A 15,349-nucleotide genomic window follows, 5' to 3' on the forward strand; every position below is an offset into this window, starting at 1 on the left:
TTTAGCCGCGAAAGGGCCGGCACTGAAGAAACACTGCCCATGAGGTACCCCCCCGTGACACCCGCCATGCCTGACCAGGGCGCCGCCGGCATCGCCACCGCCGTCGCCGAAAGCGTGCAATACCAAGGCCGCAAGACTGCCCGCCAAGGCAGCGAGCAGCGCCGCCAGCTGATCCTCGACGCCGCCATGCGCATTGTCGTGCGCGACGGCGTGCGCGGTGTGCGTCACCGCGCCGTGGCCGCCGAGGCCGGTGTGCCATTGTCGGCCACCACGTATTACTTCAAGGATATCGAGGACCTGCTCACCGATACCTTCGCCCAGTACGTCGAGCGTAGCGCCGCTTACATGGCCAAGCTGTGGGCCAACACCGAAGTGGTGTTGCGCCAGTTGCTGGCCCAGGGCGATGGCAGCCCGCAGGCGCGGGCGCGGCTGGCGGACGAAGTGGCGCGCATGACCGCCGACTATGTGCAGCGCCAGTTGCTCAACCGCCGTGACTTCCTGATGGCCGAGCAGGCCTTCCGCCAGGAGGCGCTGCTGTGCCCGCGCCTGGCCGAGTTGGTGTGCGCCCATGAGCAGATCTTGCTGCACGGCACCCGGCAATTGCTGCAGGTGGTGGGTTCGCGGCAACCGGATCAGGACGCCCAAATGTTGACGGCGATTATCGAGCAGATGGAATATCAGGGCCTGCTCAAGGATGCCGATGCGCAAGCCGATGGGCAGATGCTCGCTATGCTTACCCGATACTTGCAACTGGTGCTGGCATCGGCCTGAGCGAGACCGACTTTTCAAGGAGAACCTGATGAAAGCCTGGCGTGTGGTGTTGTTGACTTTGTCATTCCTGCTGCTGAGCGGTTGTCTGGTGACCTTCCATGAGCCGTTGCCGAGCAACCAGGCGGCGCCCAAGGCCTTGCTTGGCAAGTGGAGCAGCAAGGACGCCTGGGGCGAGCCGCTGAAGCTTGTGATCAGCCGCAGCGGTGGCGGTGCCTACAAGGCGGTGGCCACGGCCAAGGGCAAGGCCCCTGAAGAATATGTGTTCACCGTGTCGCGCCACGGCAACCGCTGGTACTTGTCGGCCGGCGTGCCCAAGCGCCTGGGCGGCAATTTCCTGATCGGCGGGTTCGACATCGTCGATGGCAAGGAACTGGTGGTGTACAACCTGGATGTCGAGCAGGTGCAGCAGGCGGTGGACAAGAAGGAACTGACCGGGCGCAGTACCGAGGTGCCGGAAGACAACGGCGACGGCGTGCTGATCGACAGCCCGTCGGCGCGGGTGCTGGCGTACCTGGACGACCCGGCCAACTCCGACCTGTTCGTCGAAGTGGCGCGGTTCCAGCGCTCCGGCAAGTAATTACCTGTGCCGGCCCTTTCGCGGCTAAAGCCGCTCCTACATCGATATCACAGCCTTCAGCCCTGATGCAGTCGTTGTTGTAGGAGCGGCTTTAGCCGCGAAGAGGCCGGCACAGGTTTCTTGTACTAAAAAGGAGTCCCCGGTGGACGAATACCAGCAAACCATCCGCGCCCTGTCCGACCGCATCGTCGCGGCGCAGACCCCGATCCGGGTTCTGGACGCGGTGAAATGGGACGACAACATTCGCCAGGGCTTCCTCAAGGCCAAAGGCAAGGAGCCGCCAGCAGTCGACCGCGCCTATTACCAGTCGCGCCCGCTGGCGTTTGACTCCAGCGCGGTCAAGGCCGAGTTCCAGGGCATCGAGCGCGACATCATTCGCCAGCTCGGCCAGTTCAACCCGGTCGGGCAGATCATGAAACGCATGTGCCGCGAGTACCGCATGGTGGTGCGCATGCTCGAAGCGCGCGGTACCGAGGACTTCGGCCTGATCTCCCAGGAGCTTTATGGCGCGGCCTCGGATGCCTTCCACGCCGGTGACCCGACCCTGGCCGACCTCGGCATGATGTTCTCCGACTACCTGAACAACATCGACGGCCGGGGCGACCTCAAGGACGAACCGAAGAACCTGACAGCCAAAGAGGCCGTGGACATTCTCCAGCGCCGGCTGAACAAGGTGTTCGGCGAGGCCGAGGAGACCATTCGCGTATTCGAATCTGACGGCATCGTCGCCGATGCGGCGGCCGGTGCCGACTACATCAAGGTGCGCGCCGACGCGATGTTCAACGTCCGCGACGTGCGCGCCCTGGAGGTACACGAAGGGCTGGTGCACGTGGGCACAACGCTGAACGGCCAGAACCAGCCGATCTGCACGTTCCTGGCCAAAGGGCCGCCGTCATCGACCGTTACCCAGGAAGGCCTGGCCATCCTCATGGAGGTGATTGCCTTTGCCTCTTACCCCAGCCGCCTGCGCAAGCTCACTAACCGCACCCGCGCCATCCATATGGTGGAGGAGGGCGCCGATTTCCTCCAGGTGTACAACTTCTTCCGCGCCCAGGGCTTCGAGATGGAACAGAGCTACAGCAACGCCAGCCGGGTGTTCCGTGGCTCGGTACCCAATGGCCTGCCATTCACCAAGGACTTGTCCTACCTCAAGGGCTTCATCATGGTTTACAACTACATTCAGTTGGCCGTGAAGAAGGGCAAGCTTGAGCAGATTCCGTTGCTGTTCTGTGGCAAGACCACCCTGGAAGACATGCGCACCCTGCGCCAGCTGGTAGAGGAAGGCCTGGTCGAGCCGCCCAAGTACCTGCCTGAACAGTTCCGCGACCTCAACGCGCTGTCGGCCTGGATGTGCTTCTCCAACTTCCTCAACCACCTGAGCCTGGATCGCATTGAAGCCGATTACGCGAACATTCTCTGATGCCTGTCGCCTGCTGGTGCTGGGCCTGGCCCTGCTGGGCCTTGCCGGCTGCAGCAGCCTGTTGTTCTACCCCGAACCTGGCCAGGCCTTCACGCCTGAACGGGCCAAGCTGCAATACCGTGATGTCACCCTTGTGACTGCGGACGGCCTGCGCTTGCACGGCTGGTGGCTGCCGGCCAAGGCCGGGGTCGAGGTCAAGGGCACAGTGCTGCACCTGCATGGCAATGGCGGCAACCTGCCAGGGCACCTGGGGGCCAGCTACTGGTTGCCGGAGCAGGGTTATCAGGTGCTGATGATCGATTACCGCGGCTATGGCTTGTCCGAGGGCCAGCCGAGCCTGCCAGCCGTGTACAAGGACATCGATGCGGCCATGGCCTGGCTGGACCAGGCCCCCGAGGTCAAAGGCAAGCCGCTGGCGCTGCTGGGGCAGAGCTTGGGCGGCGCCCTGGCCATTCACTACCTGGCCGCTCATCCCGAGCAGCGCCAGCGTTTCAGTGCCCTGGTGTTCGATGGCGTGCCGGCCAGTTACCGTGCGGTGGGGCGATATGCCCTCAGCACCTCATGGCTGACCTGGCCGTTGCAAGTGCCGTTGTCGTGGCTGGTGCCGGACGGCGACAGCGCAATCCGCTCGATCGAGCAACTGAGCAGCCCGCCCAAGCTGTTCTTCCACAGCATCGACGACAACCTGGTGCCGATGGACAACGGCATCCGCCTGTACCAGCACGCGCCACCGCCGCGGGTGCTGCAACTGACCCGAGGTGGCCACGTGCAGACCTTCGCCGACCCGACGTGGCGCCAGGTGATGCTGCGTTTCCTCGATGACCCCAGCCATTTCAACGGCCTGCGGCGGCTTGCCGAAGTGCCCAATTTCCCTGACGAGAAGAACAAGCAATGAGTGAAGAACGCAACGCCATCCCGCTGATCCTGACCGGCGTCGGTAGCATCATCGTGACAGTGGGGGCCTTGTGGTACTACGGTTACCTGCATTTCGCCAAGCCCGAAGATGCCCTGCTGCTGCAGGACTTCACCATGCTCAAGACCATCCCGGGCGAGGATTACAAGGTATCGCTGGACCCGGCGCCACAGGTGGCCCAGTGCCTGGATGGTGTGCTGGTGCTGTTCGACACCCAGCAAAAAGGCCTGACCGGCGTGCTGGTGGACAACCGCAAGCGCGCGGTGCGCTGCATGGGTGAGGAAACACCGCAGCAGGTGCAGTGAGGGATCGACGTGATTTTGGTAGCGCCTGGGAAATCGAGCGCCGCCCGCGCGGCGCATCGCGGATAAATCCGCTCCTACATTTGTTGCAACGTGCCGAACCTGTTATGCCATGGTCGCCTGCACTGGTGCATGTCTTGAGTCTTGCAAACCGCTGACAACCATGGCCTGGCAGGCATGGCCACGTTGCAACAAATGTAGGAGCGGATTTATCCGCGATGCGCCGCGCGGGCGGCGCTCGATTCCCCAGGCACCACACCTCTAAAGACATGAGACCAAACGCCCAAACAAAAACCCCGCCATGAAGGCGGGGTTCCGGGTTCACCCAACCGGTCTTACTGGCTGACCTGGCTCACCGAGCGTGGCGCCACCGGCTGGTTGTCGTTGGAAATGGTCACTTCCACCCGACGGTTCTGCGCACGGCCCGAGTTGCTGCCGTTGTCCGCTACCGGGTACTCCTTGCCATAACCCTGGGACACGACACGCGCCGGGTCTACGCCAGCGCGTACCAGCGCCATGCGCACGCTGTTGGCGCGGCGCTCGGAAAGGCTTTGGTTGTAATTGGCCGAGCCGACGCTGTCGGTGTAGCCCTCGACGATCACCTTGCGCTCAGGGTTTTCCTGGAGGAACTGCGCCAGCTTGGTGATGTTCGGGTAGGCGTTGCTCTTGAGTTCGGCCTTGTTGAAGTCGAACAGCACGTCACCGAAGGTTACCAGCGTACCGCGGTCGGTCTGCTTGGCGTTAAGGCTGTCCTGCAGCTTGGCGATTTGGGCGTCGCGGGCGTCCAGCTTGGCCTGGGCGCGCTGGGCCGAGGCGTTTTTCAGCTCACCCTCGGCGGTGCGCAGGGCGATAGTCTGCTTGGCCACCTCGACGCGCTGGTTGGTCAGGTAGGCCAGCTGGTCGACCTTCTTCTGGTCTTCACGGTCCATGTAGGCCTTGTCGGCCTTGTTCAGCCAATCTTGGGCGTCCTTGGTTTCCAGCGCCGCCACCTTGCTCGATTGCGGGTCGCTTTGCAGCGCCGAGAAGTTGGTACGGGCCGATTCGAGGTTGGCGTTCGGGTCGTGCGAGCAGGCAGCGAGACCGACGCTCAGGGCCAGCAGGGCGGGAATCATGACGTAATTGCGCATAGTGTTCATCCTTTGATCGTGTGCGAAGGCTAAGGTTGGCAGGGCAGGGCTCACTGAGCGCTGCGCAGGCCTTCCTCACGTACGTCCTGAACACCCTGGCGGGCATCCTGCACGGCCTTCTGGGCCTTGGCCGCCTGGGCCTTGCGTTCGGCGAGGCGCGCGTCCCACTCGGCCTGTTCGGCCAGGCGCTTGGCGTCGTCGTACTTCTTGTCGTGCATGGCGATTTCGGCCTGCTTGAACTTGTCCTGCGCCGCTTTCATTTCCACGGCGGCAAACTCGGTGCCACCAGCGCTGACAGCCGAGTTCACGGCGGATTGGGTAACTGCATACTGCTCGGTGGGCGGGTTGCCCGCACAGCCGGCCAGGACCAGGCTACTGCCCAGGGCCAGCGCGGCCAGCTTGAACCCGCGCACATGAGTGAATGACAGTTTGCTAGTGCGGGTTTTCATGGTGGTCAGCTCCATTGGATCACTCCTGATAACGATGTCCGTAGCAGTCCATCGCTCATTCCCTGACAAGTCCGCGCGCTGAAATCAACGGTGCACAACGGCAGGTGTGCAGGGTTTTAGCGTGATGGCTATTGGCTGTGACTGGGGCGTTTTTCGGATAGTTCAGAAAAAAGTGCCGATTGCGGGCAACTATTTCTGACTGATCGGTCAGTGTGTTTTTTCTGGAACTTTCTCTGGCTGAAACGGTATTCCGGGCCGTGGCATGGCCCGGAACAATGATGCAGGCTGTTAATTGTTGCTGTCGTCGGTGGGGTTGCTCAAGGTGTGCAAGTGCTGCCGGGAGAGGGACAAAAAGCGCGGCGTAGGGCCGATGTCTTCGTACAGCGGGTCGCCCTCTTCGTCGGTGGCGATGACTTGGCGGCCCTGCACGTATGGGAAGCTGGCTTCCACTTCTTCAAGCGCGGCCGCCACCAGTTCGCCGAGCAATTCCTCTGCTGTGCGTTTGGGGTACATGTCGATCAACGCGGCCAGGCGCGCCTCGGACTCAAGGTCCAGGTGCAGGACATGGCCCGTGCGGCTGAGGGTGCCGGCGGCATTCTGTTCCCAGTGCTGGGCGAGTTCACGGATTTTCATGATGACCTCAGTAAGCGCCTCGTAGGGCATGCATAGCTTCGGAGTGCTGTGCTTTCATTTTAGTTTGCTTTGGCTGATCACGGCTTGCCATCGTTGCCCGGCTGTGGGCACTCTTGGGCCATGTACCACGCACTCTCTGTGGGAGCGGGCGTGCCCGCGAAGAGTCCAGCGCGGTGCCTGGCACCGGCTGCGCCGGTGTTCGCGGGCAAGCCCACAGGGATCGCGTGAAGCCGGCAAGGGATGTTACGGAGAGGGCCAATGACCGATATCGATGTGCGTTTGCGTGAAGATGTCCATGTGTTGGGTGAGCTGCTAGGCGAAACCATCCGCCAGCAGCATGGCGATGCGTTCCTGCAGAAGATCGAAGCCATCCGCCACAGCGCCAAGGCAGACCGCCGTGGCCCTGGGGAGCAGCTGAGCTCGACCCTGGCGGACCTCGCCGAAGAAGACCTGCTGCCGGTGGCCAGGGCCTTCAACCAGTTTCTCAACCTGGCCAACATGGCCGAGCAGTACCAGTTGATTCGCCGTCGCGATGCCGACCAGCCTGAGCCGTTCGAGGCGCGGGTGCTGCCCGAGCTGCTTGCGCGCCTCAAACAGGCCGGCCACAGCAACGATGCCCTGGCTCGGCAACTGGCCAAGCTCGACATCCAGCTGGTACTCACCGCACACCCCACCGAAGTGGCCCGGCGCACGCTGATCCAGAAATACGACGCCATTGCCGGCCAGTTGGCCGCACAGGACCACCGCGACCTGACCCCGACCGAACGCCAGCAGGTACGCGAACGCCTACGCCGGTTGATCGCCGAGGCCTGGCACACCGAGGAAATCCGCCGCACCCGGCCAACCCCGGTCGACGAAGCGAAGTGGGGCTTTGCGGTAATCGAGCATTCGCTGTGGCACGCCATCCCCAGCCACCTGCGCAAGGTCGACAAAGCCCTGCTCGAGGCCACCGGCCTGCGCCTGCCGCTGGAGGCCGCACCGATTCGCTTTGCCTCGTGGATGGGCGGTGACCGGGACGGCAACCCCAACGTGACCGCCGTGGTCACCCGGGAGGTCTTGTTGCTGGCGCGCTGGATGGCCGCCGACCTGTTCCTGCGTGACATTGACGCGTTGGCCGCCGAACTGTCCATGCAGCAGGCCAATGACGCCCTGCGCGAGCGGGCCGGCGACAGCGCCGAACCCTACCGCGCCGTGCTCAAGCAATTGCGCGACCGCCTGCGCGCGACGCGTGCCTGGGCGCATTCGGCCCTGACCAGCAGCCAGCCGGCCAGCGCCGAGGTACTGGTAGACAACCGCGACCTGATTGCGCCGCTGGAGCTGTGCTACCACTCGTTGCACGAATGCGGCATGGGCGTGATTGCCGAAGGCCCGCTGCTCGACTGCCTGCGTCGCGCCGTCACCTTCGGCTTGTTCCTCGGCCGCCTGGACGTGCGCCAGGACGCGGCCCGCCACCGTGATGCACTCACCGAAATCACCGACTACCTGGGCCTGGGGCGTTATGCCGACTGGGATGAAGAGCAGCGTATCGAGTTCCTCCAGGCCGAATTGAAAAACCGCCGGCCGCTGTTGTCTGCGCATTTCAAGCCGCAGGCGGATACCGCCGAAGTGCTGGCCACCTGCCGGGAAGTGGCGGCAGCACCGGCAGCCTCGCTGGGTTCCTATGTCATTTCCATGGCCGGTGCCGCCTCGGACGTGCTGGCGGTGCAGTTGCTGCTCAAAGAAGCCGGCCTGACCCGGCCGATGCGCGTAGTGCCGCTGTTCGAAACCCTGGCCGACCTCGACAATGCTGGCCCGGTGATGCAGCGCCTGCTGGGTCTGCCGGGCTACCGCGCTGGCCTGCGCGGCCCGCAGGAGGTAATGATCGGCTACTCCGACTCGGCCAAGGACGCCGGTACCACGGCTGCTGCCTGGGCGCAGTACCGGGCCCAGGAAAACCTGGTGCGCATCTGCGCCGAGCACCAGGTCGAACTGCTGCTGTTCCACGGCCGTGGCGGCACGGTCGGGCGCGGTGGTGGCCCGGCCCATGCGGCGATCCTGTCGCAGCCACCCGGCTCAGTGGCGGGGCGTTTCCGCACTACCGAGCAGGGCGAGATGATCCGCTTCAAGTTCGGCTTGCCGGGCATTGCCGAGCAAAACCTCAACCTGTACCTGGCTGCCGTACTCGAAGCCACGCTGCTGCCACCCCCGCCACCGCAGCCAGCCTGGCGCGAGGTAATGGACCAACTGGCCGCCGATGGCGTCAAGGCTTACCGCAGCGTCGTGCGGGAAAACCCCGACTTTGTAGAGTACTTCCGCCAGTCGACGCCGGAACAGGAACTGGGGCGCCTGCCGCTCGGTAGCCGCCCGGCCAAGCGCCGCGCCGGTGGTATCGAAAGCCTGCGGGCCATCCCGTGGATTTTCGGCTGGACCCAGACCCGGCTGATGTTGCCGGCCTGGCTGGGCTGGGAAACCGCGCTGAGCAATGCCCTGGCGCGCGGCCAAGGTGAACTGCTGGCGCAGATGCGCGAGCAATGGCCATTCTTTCGCACCCGCATCGACATGCTGGAAATGGTGTTGGCCAAGGCCGATGCGCAAATCGCCGAGGCCTACGACGAACGTCTGGTGCAACCGCACCTGCTTGCTTTGGGCGCGCATCTGCGCGACCTATTGTCGCAGTCGTGCCAGGTGGTGCTGGGCCTGACCGGGCAACCGGTGCTACTGGCCCACAGCCCCGAGACGCTGGAATTCATCAGCTTGCGCAACACCTACCTGGACCCGCTGCACCGCCTGCAGGCCGAGTTGCTGGCCCGCTCGCGCAGCCGCGAAGCCGCTCTGGACAGCCCGTTGGAGCAGGCCTTGCTGGTGACCGTGGCGGGTATCGCCGCAGGCTTGCGTAACACCGGCTGAAGGCACGCCAGGGCCATGCCAGGTGTGTGCCGTGCAGGCTCGGCGCAAGGACGGGGAGGGTGGTTGCGCCGGGCGCAACCGCCTGCCTGGTCAGCCGCAAGTGGCGCATTCCTGCAACTTTGGGACGCTTGTCTGGCTGCCGGGCGCTGTGTATCTTGAGCAGCCTTCTGACCGATTTATGGTCATACCCGATTTTCCGGACTTGGCCCAGGTTGCCGAATCCATTGAATTTCATAAAAAAATTTGAGGAGCACGAGATGCGCGTAATTCTGCTGGGAGCTCCCGGGGCCGGTAAAGGTACTCAGGCAAAGTTCATCACCGAAAAGTTCGGTATCCCCCAGATCTCCACCGGTGACATGCTGCGTGCCGCCGTCAAGGCCGGCACCCCGCTGGGCCTGGAACTGAAGAAAGTCATGGATGCCGGCCAGCTGGTTTCCGACGAGCTGATCATCAGCCTGGTCAAGGAGCGCATCGCCCAGCCTGATTGCGCCAATGGCTGCCTGTTCGACGGTTTCCCACGCACCATTCCGCAAGCCGAGGCCATGGTCGCTGCCGGTGTCGACATCGACGCCGTGGTCGAAATTGCCGTGGACGACGAAGAAATCGTCGGCCGCATGGCTGGCCGCCGCGTGCACCTGGCCTCGGGCCGTACCTACCACATTCAGTACAACCCGCCGAAAGTGGAAGGCAAGGACGACGTTACTGGCGAAGACCTGATCCAGCGCGACGACGACAAGGAAGAAACCGTTCGCCATCGCCTGTCGGTCTACCACAGCCAGACCAAGCCGCTGGTGGACTTCTACCAGAAGCTGTCGGCTGCCAATGCCGGCAAGCCGAAGTACAGCCACATCGAAGGCGTTGGCTCGGTTGAAGCCATTACCGCCAAGGTCCTGGCAGCCCTGAGCTGATCCACACCTGACGCACCTCGACAACGGCCCGCTTGCGGGCCGTTGTTGTTTCTGGCTTTGGCCTGACGCGGTCCCTGTAGGGGCGGCCTTGTGTCGCGATGGGCCGCACAGCGGCCCCGGCGATTTCTGCGGCGAAGCTGAAATTTTGGGGCCGCTGCGCGCCCCATCGCGACACAAGGCCGCTCCTACAGGGACCGTGTCAGGCTGAGGGCAATGCCCACACAGCACCCCCTTCGGGACACAACGCCGCCGCTGCTCTATACTGCCGCTCTTTTCATTCGCACCTGGATACCTGTTCGATGACCACCCTGCTGGCCCTGGATACCGCCACCGAAGCCTGTTCCGTCGCGCTGTTGCATGACGGCAAGGTAACCAGCCATTACGAGGTGATCCCGCGCATGCATGCCCAGAAGCTGCTGCCGATGATCAAGCAGCTGCTGGCCGACTCCGGCGTGGCGCTGAATGCGCTGGACGCCATTGCCTTTGGCCGTGGCCCGGGCGCGTTCACCGGTGTGCGTATCGCCATCGGCGTGGTCCAGGGCCTGGCCTTCGCCCTCGAACGCCCGGTGCTGCCGGTTTCCAACCTGGCCGCGCTGGCCCAGGGCGCGATGCGCGAACACGGTGCACAGCAGGTGGCGGCAGCCATCGATGCACGGATGGATGAAGTGTACTGGGGCTGCTACCAGGCCACGGCCGGCGAAATGCGCCTGGTCGGCCGCGAGGCCGTATTGCCGCCCGAGCAGGTTGCCCTGCCTGAAGGTAGCAATGGCGAGTGGTTCGGCGCCGGTACCGGCTGGGGCTATGCCGAGCGCCTGGCGGTACAGGCCGCGGCAAGCAATGCCAGCGCCTTGCCAAATGCTCTGGATGTACTCAGCCTGGCCAGCTTCGCCTGGGCACGTGGCGAGGCAATCGACGCCGAACAGGCGCAACCGGTCTACCTGCGCGATAATGTCGCTACGCCCAAGAAGCACTGAGTGCTGTTCGTCGGTTTGCGTTGGCGATACTAAAACCTTCTGTGCGATCTGTGGTCCAGTTATCACTTAAGCATTAGCGACGGAACCCTGATGCTGCTAAATTGCCATCATTGGTCCTGAGTGCTCATGCCATGCGTATCGAAGGTTTCTCATCGCAGTCCTACCCGATCAAGCGCGCCCCGCGCAAGGCAGCGGTGCGTGACGAGGCCATCGATGACGCCGAGCTGATCGAAGAAACCGAAGCGGCTGCGCAGGAAACCACCGCCCGCCGTCGCAGCGGTGGCCTGCCAGCCCGCCAGCAGGACATGGTGTTCCCCCGCGCCCGAGACCGGCGCACGGCCAACGCACTGGCCAGCTACCTGAGTACTGCCGGTTTTACCGACTGGGACATGGAAGTACTGGGGCTCGACCTGTACATTTGATGGATGAGTCCATCACCACTGCCTTACTTTCTCGGTTGCCCGTCATGGAGTGAAAACGCCTGGCGCGATTACCTGTACCCCGCCGACGCCAGCACCGGCCAGATGCTGGGCTTCTACAGCCAGGTGTTCAATGCGGTCGAGGGCAACACCACGTTCTATGCGCGGCCCGCGCCCGGCACCATCGCCCGCTGGGCGCAGGTGATGCCCGAGCACTTTCGTTTCACCGCCAAGTTCCCCCGCGACATCAGCCACGAAGGCGACCTACGTGATCAACTTGAGCCTGCCTTTGACTTTACCCGCCTGATGGCCCCGCTGGGCCAGCGCGTAGCGCCTTACTGGCTGCAGTTGCCGGCCCAATTCGGCCCCGCACGCCTGGGCGAGCTTTGCCATTTTCTTGATGAGATAGCCGTGCCGGTGGCCGTGGAAGTGCGCAACCCGGCGTTTTTCGCCAAGGGTGAAGAAGAACGGTTGCTCAACCGCCTGCTGCACGAGCGTGGCGTCGAGCGCATTTGCCTCGACCCGCGCGCGCTCTTCAGTTGCACCTCGCGCGAGCCTGCCGTGCTGCATGCGCAGTCGAAGAAGCCCAAGGTACCGCCGCGCCCTGCAGCCTTCAGCCAGCACCCGCAGGTGCGCTTCATCGGTCATCCGCAACTGGATGCCAACGAGGCGTTTCTCACCCCTTGGGTGGATAAGGTGGCCGGCTGGATCGAGGAAGGTCGCAGCCCCTACATCTTCCTGCATACCTCGGACAACCGACTGGCAGCGGCCCTGGCCAAGCGTTTCCACCAGCGCCTGATGCAGCGCTTGCCAGGCCTTGCAGCGCTGCCGGAATTGCCGCGCGCCCCTGAGGTCGAACAACTGGGTCTACTCTGACCTTTCCCCGACTGCTGGAGGTTCAACCATGGATGTGCAAACCCTGCGAGCCGAAGCCTTCAAGGCCCTGCACGAGCGCGATGGCGCGTTCGTCATCCCCAACCCATGGGATGCCGGGTCAGCGAAGCTGCTGGCCAGCCTGGGCTTCGAAGCGCTGGCCACTACCAGTGCCGGCCTGGCCTTCAGCCTGGGGCGCCCGGATGCCGAAGGTGCCTTGAGCCTCGACGATACTCTGGACAATGCCGGCGAAATCGTCGACGCCACCGCCTTGCCGGTTGCCGCCGACTTGGAGAACGGCTTTGGTGACTTGCCCGAGGACTGCGCACAAACCATTCTGCGCGCCGCCGAGGTTGGCCTGGTAGGCGGTTCCATCGAAGATGCCAGTGGCCGGAGTGACGCGCCCATCTATGACTTCGGCCTGGCCGTGGAGCGCGTGCGTGCTGCAGTGCAGGCCGCCCGTAGCCTGCCATTCCCCTTTACCCTGTGCGCCCGCGCAGAAAACCTGCTGCATGGGCGTATGGACCTGGATGACACCATCCTGCGCCTGCAAGCCTATGCCGAGGCAGGCGCCGACGTGCTCTACGCCCCTGGGCTGCGTACCGTCGAGGAAGTGCGCGCGGTGGTACAGGCCGTCGCCCCGCGGCCGGTGAACGTGCTGATGGGCATGGCCGGCGTGCCACTGAGCGTCAACCAGTTGCAAGACCTGGGCGTACGCCGCATCAGCGTTGGCTCATCGCTGGCCCGTGCGGCGCTCGGAGCCTTCCGCCGGGCCGCCCTGGAAATCCGTGATGAGGGCACGTTCGGCTACGGCGAGCAGGCGCTGCCGTTCGCCCAGCTCAACGACCTGTTCCGCCGCTGATGCGGGTCGTGCTGGCGCTGCTGGCTGGCCTGCTGTTACTGGCTGGCCTGGCCTGGCACTTCGGCTGGCGCCTGCCCGCGGTGTGGAACCCCTGGGCGCCGTTGGACGTGCGCCAACCGCCCAACCTGCTGACAAGTTACAAGCTTGCGCGGCTGCGCGATGACCCGGCGCTGTGCCGCCAAGCACTGGAAACCAGCCAGCTACGCTACCGGGCGCAGGCCGACAGCGCGGCCTCGGCCAATTGCCCGCTGCAAAATGTATGGCGTATCGAAGGTGGCCAGGCGCGCCTCAGCAGCAGCTTCCTGGCCAGTTGCCCGCTGGCGGTGGCCTATGCACTGTTCGAAAAGCATGGCTTGCAGCCGCTGGCACAGCGGGTGCTGGGCCAGCCGGTAGCACAGGTCGACCACCTGGGTAGCTTTGCCTGCCGCAACGTCTACCACCGCAAGCAAGGCCGACTGAGCCAGCACGCCACGGCCAACGCCCTGGACATCAGCGGTTTTCGCCTGCAGGACGGCCAGCGCATCGTATTGGCGCGCGACTGGCAGGCGGGCGGGCAGAAGGCGGAGTTTCTGCGTGAGGTGCAGCAGGCGGCGTGCGAAAGCTTCAGCACGGTATTGGGGCCGGATTACAACGCCGCGCACCACAACCACTTTCACCTGGACATGGGGCGCTGGCAGGTCTGTCGCTAGCCTCAGGCGTAAGCGCGGACGTTGTTCAGCACCACCGGGCGTGCCCAGTGAATGTCGAATTCAAGGTCGTTCTGCTGCTTGGCCAGGGTGGCACCGTCGAACGGTTCCGGGGCCGGGTCCAGCAGGTTGCTTTCCAGCTCGGCGATCGGCAGGAACAACGAACGTGGGGTCGGGCCTGGGCCAGGTTCGGCGATCGGCTGGCCCTGGCTCATCACCACCGGGCGCAGCCAGCTGTTGTTGATGTCCAGCTGGCGTTGCTGCTCGATCAGTTCCATGGCGCTGAACGGCTCAGGGGCTGGTGGCAGCAGCTTGGCTTCCAGCTCGGCCTTGGGCAGGAACAGCGGTTCGGGCGGTGCGACTACGGTGTCCTGCACCGGGCAGGCGCGCTGGGCGTCGATCATGGCCAGCGCGCGGGCGCCGCCGATGGGTTCGCCGCTGTCGTGGTCATACTGTACGAACGACTGGCTGACGCTGTCTGCCGGCTCTTCCTGCTGCTCGGCCATGGCCCGGGCAAAAAAATCCTGCCACAGGTGGCTGACGCCCCCGAGTGCCTGGGTGTTGTGCTGACTGTAGTTGCCGACTGGCGACAAATAGGTCAAGCCGATGGGAAGAGTATCTGACATGGCAGTCGCGCGCGTTGTGCTCTGGCAGAATAGCGGGATATTGCCTGTATCGGCCGTAATGGCCGTTACATGAGGGGCTGGGTTCAATTTCTAGGTGTGAATGATGGAAGAGCAGGGCACAGGTATCCGGGTCGAGGCGCTGTCGGCTGAATTCGAGGCGCAGGCCGCCGCGTGGGCCGAGCGCCTCGCGCTGCCATTGCAGGACGAGGACGCCGGTTTTGCCGTGCAGGTGGGCGTTGATGGCTTGCAGATCCAGCAATTGGGCCCGCAGGCACCGGGGCCGGTGCGGGTAGACTTCGTCGAGGGGCAGGCCGCGCATCGGCGCCAGTTCGGCGGTGGCAATGGGCAGATGATCGCCAAGGCGGTGGGCATCGCCCAAGGTGTGCGGCCGCAGGTGCTGGATGCCACGGCGGGGCTGGGCAAGGACGCGTTCGTGCTGGCCAGCCTGGGCTGCCAGATGACCCTGATCGAGCGCCAGCCGCTGATTGCCGCGTTGCTGGAGGATGGCCTGGCGCGCGGCCGGCTGGATGAAGGCGTGGGGCCGATTGTCGGGCGCATGCGCCTGCTGACCGGCAATGCCATCGAACGCATGCGCAGTTGGGAAGGCGAGGCGCCGCAGGTCATCTACCTTGACCCGATGTTCCCGCACCGCGACAAGAGCGCGCTGGTGAAAAAAGAAATGCGCGTGTTCCGGCCCTTGGTCGGGGATGACCTGGACGCCCCGGCGCTACTTGAAGCTGCCCTGGCACTGGCAAGCCACCGGGTGGTGGTGAAGCGCCCGCGCAAGGCGCCGATCATCGAAGGGCCGAAGCCGAGCCATAGCCTGGAGGGGAAGTCGAGCCGGTATGACATCTACCCGAAGAAGGCCCTGAAGGCCTGATCGCCGGTACCGGCCTCTTCGCGGCTAAAGCCGCTCCTACAGG

The 15,349-nt window shown here is 64.3% G+C and carries 17 protein-coding genes; 13 read left to right on the top strand and 4 right to left on the bottom strand.

Annotation, left to right across the window (positions count from 1 at the left end):
• Nucleotides 1-66: 66 nt before the first annotated feature.
• The 5 genes from ACIP02_RS09720 (at nt 67) to ACIP02_RS09740 (ending at nt 3,986) form a co-directional block, all read left to right on the top strand.
• Nucleotides 67-771, top strand: a complete 705-nt coding sequence (locus ACIP02_RS09720; RefSeq protein ID WP_400615741.1) for a TetR/AcrR family transcriptional regulator — start codon at nt 67-69, stop codon at nt 769-771.
• A 28-nt stretch (nt 772-799) separates the two neighbouring features.
• On the top strand, nt 800-1,348 hold the full coding sequence (locus ACIP02_RS09725) for a hypothetical protein (RefSeq protein ID WP_400615626.1): 549 nt from the start codon (nt 800-802) through the stop codon (nt 1,346-1,348).
• Between the two features lie 142 nt (nt 1,349-1,490).
• Nucleotides 1,491-2,768, top strand: a complete 1,278-nt coding sequence (locus ACIP02_RS09730) for a flavohemoglobin expression-modulating QEGLA motif protein (RefSeq protein ID WP_400615628.1) — start codon at nt 1,491-1,493, stop codon at nt 2,766-2,768.
• The gene (locus tag ACIP02_RS09735) at nt 2,740-3,663 is read left to right on the top strand and encodes an alpha/beta hydrolase (protein ID WP_400615631.1); all 924 of its coding nucleotides are present in this window, start codon (nt 2,740-2,742) and stop codon (nt 3,661-3,663) included. The genes ACIP02_RS09730 and ACIP02_RS09735 overlap by 29 nt, the downstream gene beginning before the upstream one ends.
• Nucleotides 3,660-3,986, top strand: coding sequence for a hypothetical protein (locus tag ACIP02_RS09740; RefSeq protein ID WP_125857655.1), 327 nt, complete (start codon nt 3,660-3,662; stop codon nt 3,984-3,986). Before ACIP02_RS09735 ends, ACIP02_RS09740 begins: the two co-directional genes overlap by 4 nt.
• 332 nt (nt 3,987-4,318) lie before the next feature.
• Here ACIP02_RS09740 and ACIP02_RS09745 read toward each other — a convergent pair whose 3' ends face one another.
• The 3 genes from ACIP02_RS09745 to ACIP02_RS09755 form a co-directional block, all read right to left on the bottom strand.
• Nucleotides 4,319-5,110 (bottom strand): OmpA family protein, encoded by a 792-nt coding sequence (locus ACIP02_RS09745; RefSeq protein WP_400615634.1) that lies wholly within the window; start codon nt 5,108-5,110, stop codon nt 4,319-4,321.
• 50 nt (nt 5,111-5,160) lie between these two features.
• A complete protein-coding gene (locus tag ACIP02_RS09750) occupies nt 5,161-5,574 on the bottom strand; it encodes a DUF4398 domain-containing protein (RefSeq protein ID WP_400615636.1) in 414 nt (137 codons plus the stop codon).
• Between the two features lie 273 nt (nt 5,575-5,847).
• Entirely contained in the window at nt 5,848-6,192 is a 345-nt protein-coding gene (locus tag ACIP02_RS09755; protein ID WP_400615638.1) for a pilin assembly protein, read from the bottom strand.
• Nucleotides 6,193-6,450: 258 nt separating this feature from the next.
• Here ACIP02_RS09755 and ppc point away from each other — a divergent pair, with 258 nt between their 5' ends.
• From ppc to ACIP02_RS09790, 7 genes are all read left to right on the top strand, one after another.
• Nucleotides 6,451-9,078 (top strand): phosphoenolpyruvate carboxylase, encoded by a 2,628-nt coding sequence (ppc, locus tag ACIP02_RS09760; protein ID WP_400615640.1) that lies wholly within the window; start codon nt 6,451-6,453, stop codon nt 9,076-9,078.
• A 257-nt stretch (nt 9,079-9,335) separates the two neighbouring features.
• On the top strand, nt 9,336-9,986 hold the full coding sequence (gene adk / locus ACIP02_RS09765) for an adenylate kinase (RefSeq protein ID WP_029885102.1): 651 nt from the start codon (nt 9,336-9,338) through the stop codon (nt 9,984-9,986).
• A gap of 299 nt (nt 9,987-10,285) precedes the next feature.
• The gene (gene tsaB, locus ACIP02_RS09770) at nt 10,286-10,960 is read left to right on the top strand and encodes a tRNA (adenosine(37)-N6)-threonylcarbamoyltransferase complex dimerization subunit type 1 TsaB (protein ID WP_400615642.1); all 675 of its coding nucleotides are present in this window, start codon (nt 10,286-10,288) and stop codon (nt 10,958-10,960) included.
• A gap of 131 nt (nt 10,961-11,091) precedes the next feature.
• Nucleotides 11,092-11,382 (top strand): hypothetical protein, encoded by a 291-nt coding sequence (locus tag ACIP02_RS09775; RefSeq protein ID WP_400615645.1) that lies wholly within the window; start codon nt 11,092-11,094, stop codon nt 11,380-11,382.
• 3 nt (nt 11,383-11,385) lie between these two features.
• A complete protein-coding gene (locus ACIP02_RS09780) occupies nt 11,386-12,255 on the top strand; it encodes a DUF72 domain-containing protein (RefSeq protein ID WP_400615648.1) in 870 nt (289 codons plus the stop codon).
• A 28-nt stretch (nt 12,256-12,283) separates the two neighbouring features.
• Complete coding sequence (locus ACIP02_RS09785; RefSeq protein ID WP_400615651.1) at nt 12,284-13,114, top strand: oxaloacetate decarboxylase; 831 nt, start codon at nt 12,284-12,286, stop codon at nt 13,112-13,114.
• Nucleotides 13,114-13,803 carry an extensin family protein gene (locus ACIP02_RS09790; protein WP_400615653.1) on the top strand — a complete coding sequence of 230 codons (690 nt, stop codon included), beginning with the start codon at nt 13,114-13,116 and terminating at the stop codon, nt 13,801-13,803. Before ACIP02_RS09785 ends, ACIP02_RS09790 begins: the two co-directional genes overlap by 1 nt.
• Nucleotides 13,804-13,805: 2 nt before the next feature.
• On the opposite strand, the gene ACIP02_RS09795 is transcribed toward ACIP02_RS09790, so the two are convergent.
• Complete coding sequence (locus ACIP02_RS09795; RefSeq protein WP_400615655.1) at nt 13,806-14,426, bottom strand: energy transducer TonB; 621 nt, start codon at nt 14,424-14,426, stop codon at nt 13,806-13,808.
• Between the two features lie 103 nt (nt 14,427-14,529).
• Between ACIP02_RS09795 and ACIP02_RS09800 the strand changes: the two genes are divergently transcribed.
• On the top strand, nt 14,530-15,306 hold the full coding sequence (locus tag ACIP02_RS09800) for a class I SAM-dependent methyltransferase (protein WP_400615657.1): 777 nt from the start codon (nt 14,530-14,532) through the stop codon (nt 15,304-15,306).
• Nucleotides 15,307-15,349: the final 43 nt, after the last annotated feature.

This window comes from Pseudomonas sp. NPDC089408 (assembly GCF_044749445.1).
Lineage (GTDB): Bacteria > Pseudomonadota > Gammaproteobacteria > Pseudomonadales > Pseudomonadaceae > Aquipseudomonas.

What these genes read in the sequence shown, in the direction of transcription:
- ACIP02_RS09740 (WP_125857655.1), top strand. Translation starts at nt 3,660, where the DNA reads ATGAGTGAAGAACGCAACGCCATCCCGCTGATCCTGACCGGCGTCGGT.
- ACIP02_RS09780 (WP_400615648.1), top strand. Translation starts at nt 11,386, where the DNA reads ATGAGTCCATCACCACTGCCTTACTTTCTCGGTTGCCCGTCATGGAGT.
- ACIP02_RS09790 (WP_400615653.1), top strand. Translation starts at nt 13,114, where the DNA reads ATGCGGGTCGTGCTGGCGCTGCTGGCTGGCCTGCTGTTACTGGCTGGC.
- ACIP02_RS09745 (WP_400615634.1), bottom strand. Translation starts at nt 5,110, where the DNA reads ATGCGCAATTACGTCATGATTCCCGCCCTGCTGGCCCTGAGCGTCGGT.
- ACIP02_RS09775 (WP_400615645.1), top strand. Translation starts at nt 11,092, where the DNA reads ATGCGTATCGAAGGTTTCTCATCGCAGTCCTACCCGATCAAGCGCGCC.
- tsaB (WP_400615642.1), top strand. Translation starts at nt 10,286, where the DNA reads ATGACCACCCTGCTGGCCCTGGATACCGCCACCGAAGCCTGTTCCGTC.
- adk (WP_029885102.1), top strand. Translation starts at nt 9,336, where the DNA reads ATGCGCGTAATTCTGCTGGGAGCTCCCGGGGCCGGTAAAGGTACTCAG.
- ACIP02_RS09750 (WP_400615636.1), bottom strand. Translation starts at nt 5,574, where the DNA reads ATGGAGCTGACCACCATGAAAACCCGCACTAGCAAACTGTCATTCACT.
- ACIP02_RS09755 (WP_400615638.1), bottom strand. Translation starts at nt 6,192, where the DNA reads ATGAAAATCCGTGAACTCGCCCAGCACTGGGAACAGAATGCCGCCGGC.
- ppc (WP_400615640.1), top strand. Translation starts at nt 6,451, where the DNA reads ATGACCGATATCGATGTGCGTTTGCGTGAAGATGTCCATGTGTTGGGT.
- ACIP02_RS09725 (WP_400615626.1), top strand. Translation starts at nt 800, where the DNA reads ATGAAAGCCTGGCGTGTGGTGTTGTTGACTTTGTCATTCCTGCTGCTG.
- ACIP02_RS09795 (WP_400615655.1), bottom strand. Translation starts at nt 14,426, where the DNA reads ATGTCAGATACTCTTCCCATCGGCTTGACCTATTTGTCGCCAGTCGGC.
- ACIP02_RS09785 (WP_400615651.1), top strand. Translation starts at nt 12,284, where the DNA reads ATGGATGTGCAAACCCTGCGAGCCGAAGCCTTCAAGGCCCTGCACGAG.
- ACIP02_RS09720 (WP_400615741.1), top strand. Translation starts at nt 67, where the DNA reads ATGCCTGACCAGGGCGCCGCCGGCATCGCCACCGCCGTCGCCGAAAGC.
- ACIP02_RS09800 (WP_400615657.1), top strand. Translation starts at nt 14,530, where the DNA reads ATGGAAGAGCAGGGCACAGGTATCCGGGTCGAGGCGCTGTCGGCTGAA.